Below are 7,583 nucleotides of genomic sequence, written 5' to 3'. Positions count from 1 at the left end.
CTTGCATTACCTTTTGTAGGATACTCGTATTACAAAAAAACTCGATTTGATTTTCAAATTTCAAAAATTCTTCAAGCCGAAGAGATCACACCAAAAGATTTTTTCATAAAAGAGATGCAGGAGATCAGCAGTGAAGGGGGGTTCAGACAAGCTGCAATACAATGTACTGACTATTCTGCAAAAAACAATACCGTAGAATTTTCTCTGTCTCGAGGATCGTTTGCAACCATTATACTGCGTGAAATTATGAAACCTGATGATCCAATTCTTGCAGGATTTTAAGATCAGATAATTTCTCAGATGTCTTTAAGTTCAACGAATTTTTACAAAATTCAAATATTATGGAAAAAGCATACATGCTGATCAGTTGTGATGTTGGAGAAGAGCATTATGTCTATTCAAAGTTACAAGAGATTCCAGAGATTAAAGACTGCATTATCACTTATGGCAGTTATGATATTGTTGCAAAATTTGAAACTAATACACTAGATGAAATGAATCAAGCCATATTATCTAAAATAAGACGATTGGAAAAAATTCGTAGTACTATAACTCTTCGTGTTACTGACTAGTTTCTTTTTATAAAATTCAATCCAATTCCTGCAGCGATAATGACTCCTCCAATTGTTGCTATTTGAATTCCATATGTGACCCATTGTGGATTTGAGTACATAAATGACGATTCGGGACCTACAATTGACTGCCCCTGCAGATGAAAAATCACACCCATAATCATAATGACTACCCCTGGAATTATCATTATTTTACCAACTTTCATTGAATCTATGCCCAACCTGTTGGTAAAAAGGGTAAAGAGAATTGATAATTTGACCAAATGATTTTCCGAGTTGGTCTTTAATGATTTTTTGAAGATTCTCAAAAATGTACAATTGGGAATATGGTGCTGAGACTGGTGGACACTCGTATCTAAATTTGATATTGTTTGTATCTTCGGCATCTGTAGCCGTTCTCATGTTTTTGATATTTTATCCTCAAATTGAGGCAATTAACCGTGAATCTCCGATTTTAATTAATATCATGTTTTTTCCTGCAGCTGCAATAGGGTTTCTGTACGGTGTTAGAATTACTGAACGGGCTGTTAAACCAAGCGAGATTCGCAGCCCTCTTAAAAGATCTATAGTGAAAGTATTCCTGTTCTTTTTTGTAATAGGTGGGATGTTTAGCTCTGTAAACCTGGCACTAAATGGTGGCAGCGTTGTTCCAACATCCAATATTTTGGATGTAGGTCTGTTACCTTGGTTAAATGAATATGTCACTGCAAACGGCGGTGCAACCTTTTTGATTCTTACAAGCATTGCCCTAATGGCAGGAGCAACAAAAAGAATTGTTGGAATGAATTCTGGGTTTACAAATAGATTAGTTACATGTGTCGGAACTTTTGTCTTCTTTACAATGCTTATTCTCAGCTTTGTACATGCTACTCCTACCTCATCAGGTGTTTTCTTGTATACTTTTTACCAATCTGGAATTGTAGGTGGAGCGTTATATGCAATGAACAATCTTACCAAAAATGCTAACATGATGGAAGATTTTGCAAACGGATATTGAATTCTACTTTCCTAAATCTACATGAATTCCTGAAACATCTGTATTGATTCTATCCCAGTACTTTTCACAATCTTTTGGTTTGAAATCTTTTGTTTTACAATCATTGAAATGAGCCGTATTTTCTCTTTGGATGTGATCTCCAAAAAGCACGTTTGAGCCTATTGCTAATGCAATAAGACCTATCACTGCTAAACTTGCAGCTACTGCAATCATACCGTATCCTACATGGGCATAATTATGAGGCTCTTTCATTTAACAAAAATCAATCCCCCTTGAATTTATTCTTTTCAAGATTGTAACATCCGATCAAATTTGGCACTATTACAGTAAAGCCAGTAAAAAACAAAAGCCAGTAATAATTTCATTAGGTGTTGAGCATTCAAATTCTTCAGTATGAGTTTCTTGGTCCAATTAAACTTCAAGAATGGGGACCTCCTATGGAAAAAGTGGTATATCTGATTATGACTCGTGAAAAAGACTCTTTTAACATAATTTATGCCGGAGAATGCGAAAAGACAACAGAAAATAATTTTTTTACAAATAATCCTAGCTTCAAATGCTGGATTGAATCACACTCTAATGCTTCTCTATACCTTGCAATTCTCCCAATGTTTGAATCTGAAAATTATGCCAGAAATAAAGTTCTAAACCAAGTTATTGCCCGCTATCATCCTAAATGCAATGAGCGTAAACCTGAACCAAAACCTGAATACAAAATCCGATCAAAACATGATTCAGAGACATCCTCCATTATCCCATGTCCCTGCTGTGGTTCTGAAATGAAAGTCGAAAAAGAACTTGAAAATACAACTATTATTCGTTGTACTGAATGTGGAATCAGTGATACTAGACTTAATTCTTAATTTTATTTTGAATTTTGAATAACTCCATTGTCAGTAAATCTATGGCTTTTTTCAAATGCTCAAATTCATTGATAGAATGAATCTGTCCTTCTACAAGTGCTCTTTGTACTTTCACTGAACTTTTTTGAAAATCATCTTTTGCTATAATCTCCATTGCGTTGAGTTTTGACAACAGATTGTCTAATTCCTTTTTCATTTCAGAAGCGGGTGCGTGTTTGTCCATAGTTTTCCATAAAAGAATTTGATATATGAATTATGGATATGTCTAAAGCCCAATTATCACATCTTATTTTGTAATGTTTACTCATTTACTTTCTATATAGTCAGTAGAGTGGCTACTATATCTTATTTCACAAGGTATTCTCAAAATCTGATGTTTTTTCTTTATTGTGTTGATAATTTATTTTTTATTCTATGATTTTATTCTATGATTCTATTTTATAATTTGAAAACTATTTTTTTTGATTACTGTTCTTAAAATTTATTTCTTCTATATAGTGCTACGACAACTATCTATCACTATGTTCTATATGTATAAAATATTGATCTACCTTATACAGTCTAATTTTCTGTTATCATCAATGAATAACAAAAACGCAATAACTATGGTAACACTGAGTGTAATTACAATAATTGCAATTACATCAACAACTGTCTCTGGAAATGAAGTCTTTGCTGCATCCGTAACTAATGTAAAAATGGTTGAAGATACATATGCAAAAACTACATTTACATTTAGAGATGGAGTTGAGGAGATTTATTTTCCAGTGTACAAAATGACAACATCTTATGTGGGAAACAATAGAGCTGAATTTCAATTACAAGGTGTAGTTGAAGACTATCCATATCTGAATGAGGCAATGGATCAAGCATATGACTTTCTACTAGCTCCTGCAGAAACTCAATATGATTACAAACAATTCAACGTTGATGTAGATTTAGTAAAAGGCGGTGTAATTCAAAAGAATGTTCACTACAAAGACTGCAGAGTGGTCAATTCAGTTGTAGATACATTATTGGATAACGCAGAAGGCTATACAACAACAAAGACTGGATTTGCCCTAGTCAACGTGATTGATTTTACATGTACATCCGTTATGCAATCAAATCCTAAAGAACTACGAGATAGTACAGTGTATTCACAAAAACAAATTCATGACTATGGTAAGAACTCTCAAAAATTGGCAGAAGATGTTCATTCTTATGCAACATTTTACTTTAATCAAGGAATTGAGAAAATAGACTTTCCAGTATTCAAATTGAACACTGGATTTGATGAAACATCCAAAGAACGTCCTAGCTTTACAGTTCAGGGAATTGCAAAACCTTACAAATTATTAGATTCTGCAATTAACAAAGCCCAATCTGTTGCAGGCATGCCCTCTTCATACAATGAATCCTTTCAAGTTGATGTGGATTTTGCAAATGATTCTAAGACATTTAGAACGCTAAAGTTTACTGAATGTCGTATAGAAGAATTCAAAATCGATACTTTATTTGATAAAGAAGAAGGATATACAGGAAAAAGTGGATTTGCCATTGTTCAAGATATCACAGTAACATGTGCTGGACTAACTACCAAAAATTATGGTAAGATAAGTGAGACACCACAACTGAATCCATACATAATGGGTGGATTTGCTCAAGCATTTGTTACAATTCATGCTGATGACGGTGTTCAGGCAAAATATAATTTTCCTGTCTTTAAGCAAATAGGTGATATCACAAAAGTAATTAAAAAACAGCGAGTAAATCCTGTTTTTGAGTTACAGGGAGTTGTAAGTGAGACACCTCTTTTGAACAAATTGGCAGATCAAATTAGAACTCGTGGATATGCCGGTTCTGATCATCAGGGTTTGTTTGATGCAACTGTAGACATAATGCACAATGAGAAATTGGTAAAAACATACCAGTATGAAAAATGCCGTGTCTCAACATATGATGCAGATACATCGTACAATAATGAGGAAGGCTATGTTGGTTCAAACGGATTCGCATTGTTGAATACTTACAAGATATCTTGTACAGGATATCATCCATCGAATCCATCTTTTGAGAAAATGAACAAGATAGAACAACCAAAATTGCAAAGTTCATTGGACCTTAGAAAGACTGATTCTTGGGGACCAAATTTCAAAGTTCAATAATTAAATTTTTTTTATTTTTTATTTTTAATAAAAATATTCTGTGCTTTTTACTCCTCAGTAATCATACCGCGCACATTTTTATCTATTGTAACTTTTACGATGTCTCTAAATGCACAAATACGTCTCTAGTTGAATCTACTAAAAAATAAAACACATGTTCAAAGAAGCCAACAATTAACTATATTGTAACTGGAAAACATCGTCCTAGTGAAGAACATATTATATCTCATACAAAAACTGAATACTGAGTTGTTTCTAAAAATACAATCACATTAACTCTTCATCTATCTCTTGAATTGGATCTAGATACTGCCTACATGTACAATCTGGAATGTTGCACTTGCCTACCTTCATCAATGATTTACTTTGGTTTGATGGGATATGCGCCTCATTTGTATGGTGGCATCTCTTACAGTTCACATCAAATTTTTTACTATCCTATTATTTAAGCCAGTAAACAAGTAATGATTGAAATATTTTGTGACTTTAATTGTGTCTTTGATTATCCTAAACTTTGAACTCGTCCAATTTTTCCATTATCTAGTTCAACTTTGATTCCGTGTGGATGCGAACTGCTGGATGTAAGAATTCTTTTAACAATACCTGGAGTCAAATTTCCTGACCTTTGATCTTGCTTTTGTACAATTTGTACTGATGAACCAATTTTTATTTTATTTCTAGATGGTATGGAATTCATAAAATTAATGCGGCAAGTCAGATTGTAAGTCTTTTTATAAAATAGCGAAGTTTTGAGTGTTACTCAAAACAATTATCTAATTCTGTCTATGATTTTGGAAACATTCTCTGCAATATACAGGTCTGTCGTCTTTTGGTTTGAATGGAATTTGACATTCATTTCCACAGTCACCACAGGTTGCGGTAAACATTTCTCTTGGTCTGTCGTCTCGACCTCTACCAAATCTGGAACCTCTGTCCGATCCTCTACCATAACTTGATCCACGGTCAGAACCTCTGCCGTAACTGGATCCACCAAATCTAGAACCACCACTTCTTGGTGCTGGTTTGTGATTTTGGAAACATTCTCTGCAATATACAGGTCGATCGTCTTTTGGTTTGAATGGAATTTGACATTCATTTCCACAATCGCCACATGTTGCTGTGAACATTTCTCTTTCTCTATCGAATGGCATATCTTTCTAAATCTCGGTGTTTTCGTGTCGTAATTAAACTATTGTAAATAGTATATTAACTCAAAATTCTCAAAAATCAGGCTCAAACATTGAATTTATTGCATTTGATTATACTCAAATAATTATCAAAAACCATCTAAATCTGTGAAGGGAATATTCATGATTGGAGTATCTGGTTCTGGAAAGACCACCTGGGTGAATTCCCACAAACAATACATTGCATGCTCCACCGATTCGGTAATAGAGCAACTGGCAGAACTGATGGGGATATCATATACTGAGGCATTTGATTATATTCAAAAAAAGAAGAAATTTGATTATATCACAACAAAGTTTTTTGAGAAAATTCATGATTGCATTCTAAATGATAAGGACTTTGTAATTGATAGAACACACCTCAAGCGTCACATTAGAATTTCACTAATCAATGAATTAAGATCATTTGCAAAAGAACATGGAAAGAATCTTGAATTAGTTGGTGTGAGTTTTGAATTGCCGAAATCCACTATATTTGAAAGACTAAAAAAACGAGAAAAACATTCTGGAAAATCTATACCAAAACAGGTAATTCAGGAACAGATTGACTCATTTGATATCCCTACATTGGATGAGGGATTTGATGTTATAGAGAGAATTAACTAGTTTTACTCTAGCGTTTTCAAATTGTTAATTGTTACTGGGTAGTTTGATAATTAAAACAGGATTAATAATCACAAAAATAATTTTTTCTAAATTATTATGGTCAAATAAATTCGCCGTAATAATGTCCGTCATCATCGTATTCTAGTTCCCCCTCGATGAAGTCTTCTATTTCTAAAAGTTGTGTCTTTAGCATGTCTTGTGTTAGTGGAGATGATGTATAATCAAATCGTAATGTTTTACTGTACTTCTATAGCCTATCCAAGAACTATATAGATCGCTAAAATCTAGTTGATTTTTATATTTTCTATGTCTAATTAGGGGTTTTTCAGGCTCGAATTACTGATCAAGGAATCAACACTGCTCTAGCTTGGATTTTAGAGTCTTTTAATTTCTTGAGAACCTCATTTGCCTTCTCTAGTGGAAATGTCTCTGTAATTACTGACAGTTTATTCTCATCGCATATCTTGATTACTTGCTCCATGTCCTTTGTTGAGCCAATCACCGTACCACGAATTGTCTTTTCTTCAAATGCAAAAAATGTTGGGTTTTTTCCAACAGTTGCAATCACAATAAGCCCTCCTTTTTTTACTGATTTGATTGCCATATCCGTTACAATGTCTGCAGGTGCAAAAACAATGGCAGCATCTAACAGTCCATGTTTTTTATTTAACTCGTCCAAAAATTCTTGATCTCCTCTAAAAGTCATGGCATCAATTGCCCCGAGTTTTTTTTGCAACTTCCAGATGTTCCTTACTTCTAGAAAATGCAATTACTTGAGCGCCTTCCACTTTTGCAAATTGTACTGCCATGTGTCCAACTCCGCCAATTCCAAATATCCCAATCTTTTTGTGAGACTTTGGTTCGGAAGCTTTTACTGCCTTGTATGCTGTGATTCCTGCACAAAATAATGGTGCGGCATATTCTGATTTCATACTTTCAGGAATCTTTGTTGCAAAGTCTTCTGATACTGTAATGTATTCTGCATATCCTCCTTTGAGTGACTCTCCGGTAATTATTGATGATTCGCAAAGTTGTTCTTTTCCTTCTTTACAATATTGGCATTCTTTACAAGCTTCAAGTAATGGAGTAATTCCTACTCTATCCCCTATTTTGAATTTGGTTACTTTGTTGCCAATCTCAATTACTTTACCGACTAATTCATGACCTGGGACAGTTGGCAAACTGGGTGGAATTCCAATATCTATCCAATC

General features: G+C 33.9%; 14 protein-coding genes. 6 read left to right on the top strand and 8 right to left on the bottom strand.

All coding sequences use genetic code 11. From position 1 onward, the window contains the following. Nucleotides 1–282, top strand: a 282-nt coding sequence (gene truD / locus BG20_RS02120; RefSeq protein WP_010190253.1) for a tRNA pseudouridine(13) synthase TruD, incomplete at its 5' end; no start/stop codon positions are given. A 59-nt stretch (nt 283–341) separates the two neighbouring features. Continuing rightward, entirely contained in the window at nt 342–572 is a 231-nt protein-coding gene (locus BG20_RS02115) for an Lrp/AsnC ligand binding domain-containing protein (protein ID WP_010190251.1), read from the top strand. Here BG20_RS02115 and BG20_RS02110 read toward each other — a convergent pair. Further along, complete coding sequence (locus tag BG20_RS02110; protein WP_238527455.1) at nt 569–793, bottom strand: hypothetical protein; 225 nt, start codon at nt 791–793, stop codon at nt 569–571. The genes BG20_RS02115 and BG20_RS02110 overlap by 4 nt on opposite strands. An 89-nt stretch (nt 794–882) precedes the next feature. On the opposite strand from BG20_RS02110, the gene BG20_RS02105 reads away from it, so the two are divergent. Further along, nucleotides 883–1,569, top strand: coding sequence for a hypothetical protein (locus BG20_RS02105; protein WP_048096988.1), 687 nt, complete (start codon nt 883–885; stop codon nt 1,567–1,569). 3 nt (nt 1,570–1,572) lie between these two features. Here BG20_RS02105 and BG20_RS02100 read toward each other — a convergent pair whose 3' ends face one another. Continuing rightward, a complete protein-coding gene (locus BG20_RS02100; protein WP_010190244.1) occupies nt 1,573–1,821 on the bottom strand; it encodes a hypothetical protein in 249 nt (82 codons plus the stop codon). Between the two features lie 119 nt (nt 1,822–1,940). Between BG20_RS02100 and BG20_RS02095 the strand changes: the two genes are divergently transcribed. After that, nucleotides 1,941–2,432: a hypothetical protein gene (locus tag BG20_RS02095; protein WP_010190243.1), complete on the top strand. Its 492-nt coding sequence runs from the start codon at nt 1,941–1,943 to the stop codon at nt 2,430–2,432. On the opposite strand, the gene BG20_RS02090 is transcribed toward BG20_RS02095, so the two are convergent. Further along, entirely contained in the window at nt 2,422–2,655 is a 234-nt protein-coding gene (locus BG20_RS02090; RefSeq protein ID WP_010190241.1) for a hypothetical protein, read from the bottom strand. The two genes, BG20_RS02095 and BG20_RS02090, sit on opposite strands and share 11 nt — an antisense overlap. Before the next feature lie 358 nt (nt 2,656–3,013). Between BG20_RS02090 and BG20_RS02085 the strand changes: the two genes are divergently transcribed. Beyond that, a complete protein-coding gene (locus tag BG20_RS02085; protein ID WP_238527454.1) occupies nt 3,014–4,579 on the top strand; it encodes a hypothetical protein in 1,566 nt (521 codons plus the stop codon). Between the two features lie 267 nt (nt 4,580–4,846). On the opposite strand, the gene BG20_RS12610 is transcribed toward BG20_RS02085, so the two are convergent. The 3 genes from BG20_RS12610 to BG20_RS02075 form a co-directional block, all read right to left on the bottom strand. After that, nucleotides 4,847–4,999 carry a hypothetical protein gene (locus BG20_RS12610; protein WP_193353003.1) on the bottom strand — a complete coding sequence of 51 codons (153 nt, stop codon included), beginning with the start codon at nt 4,997–4,999 and terminating at the stop codon, nt 4,847–4,849. A gap of 82 nt (nt 5,000–5,081) precedes the next feature. Beyond that, nucleotides 5,082–5,276 (bottom strand): YwbE family protein, encoded by a 195-nt coding sequence (locus tag BG20_RS02080; protein WP_010190236.1) that lies wholly within the window; start codon nt 5,274–5,276, stop codon nt 5,082–5,084. Between the two features lie 76 nt (nt 5,277–5,352). Continuing rightward, nucleotides 5,353–5,730, bottom strand: coding sequence for a CxxC-x17-CxxC domain-containing protein (locus tag BG20_RS02075; RefSeq protein WP_010190234.1), 378 nt, complete (start codon nt 5,728–5,730; stop codon nt 5,353–5,355). A 159-nt stretch (nt 5,731–5,889) separates the two neighbouring features. On the opposite strand from BG20_RS02075, the gene BG20_RS02070 reads away from it, so the two are divergent. Further along, entirely contained in the window at nt 5,890–6,372 is a 483-nt protein-coding gene (locus BG20_RS02070; protein ID WP_010190232.1) for an ATP-binding protein, read from the top strand. A gap of 343 nt (nt 6,373–6,715) precedes the next feature. Here the strand turns inward: BG20_RS02070 and BG20_RS13015 are convergent, their stop codons facing one another. Together BG20_RS13015 and BG20_RS13010 are read right to left on the bottom strand one after the other, a co-directional pair. Further along, nucleotides 6,716–7,108 (bottom strand): MDR/zinc-dependent alcohol dehydrogenase-like family protein, encoded by a 393-nt coding sequence (locus BG20_RS13015; protein WP_238527453.1) that lies wholly within the window; start codon nt 7,106–7,108, stop codon nt 6,716–6,718. Next, nucleotides 7,083–7,583 (bottom strand): alcohol dehydrogenase catalytic domain-containing protein (locus BG20_RS13010; RefSeq protein ID WP_238527452.1); only part of this gene is annotated, 501 nt, incomplete at its 5' end. The genes BG20_RS13010 and BG20_RS13015, both read right to left, overlap by 26 nt.

The organism is Candidatus Nitrosarchaeum limnium BG20 (assembly GCF_000241145.1).
GTDB classification, from domain to species: domain Archaea; phylum Thermoproteota; class Nitrososphaeria; order Nitrososphaerales; family Nitrosopumilaceae; genus Nitrosarchaeum; species Nitrosarchaeum limnae.
Note: the sequence above shows the minus strand (reverse complement) of the source record. Positions and strands in the feature narration are given on the sequence as shown.

Bases quoted from the DNA above. Each gene is read 5' to 3' on its own strand.
- BG20_RS02085 (WP_238527454.1), top strand. From the start codon at position 3,014: ATGAATAACAAAAACGCAATAACTATGGTAACACTGAGTGTAATTACA.
- BG20_RS02080 (WP_010190236.1), bottom strand. From the start codon at position 5,276: ATGAATTCCATACCATCTAGAAATAAAATAAAAATTGGTTCATCAGTA.
- BG20_RS02070 (WP_010190232.1), top strand. From the start codon at position 5,890: ATGATTGGAGTATCTGGTTCTGGAAAGACCACCTGGGTGAATTCCCAC.
- BG20_RS02115 (WP_010190251.1), top strand. From the start codon at position 342: ATGGAAAAAGCATACATGCTGATCAGTTGTGATGTTGGAGAAGAGCAT.
- BG20_RS02090 (WP_010190241.1), bottom strand. From the start codon at position 2,655: ATGGACAAACACGCACCCGCTTCTGAAATGAAAAAGGAATTAGACAAT.
- BG20_RS02100 (WP_010190244.1), bottom strand. From the start codon at position 1,821: ATGAAAGAGCCTCATAATTATGCCCATGTAGGATACGGTATGATTGCA.
- BG20_RS02105 (WP_048096988.1), top strand. From the start codon at position 883: ATGTACAATTGGGAATATGGTGCTGAGACTGGTGGACACTCGTATCTA.
- BG20_RS02075 (WP_010190234.1), bottom strand. From the start codon at position 5,730: ATGCCATTCGATAGAGAAAGAGAAATGTTCACAGCAACATGTGGCGAT.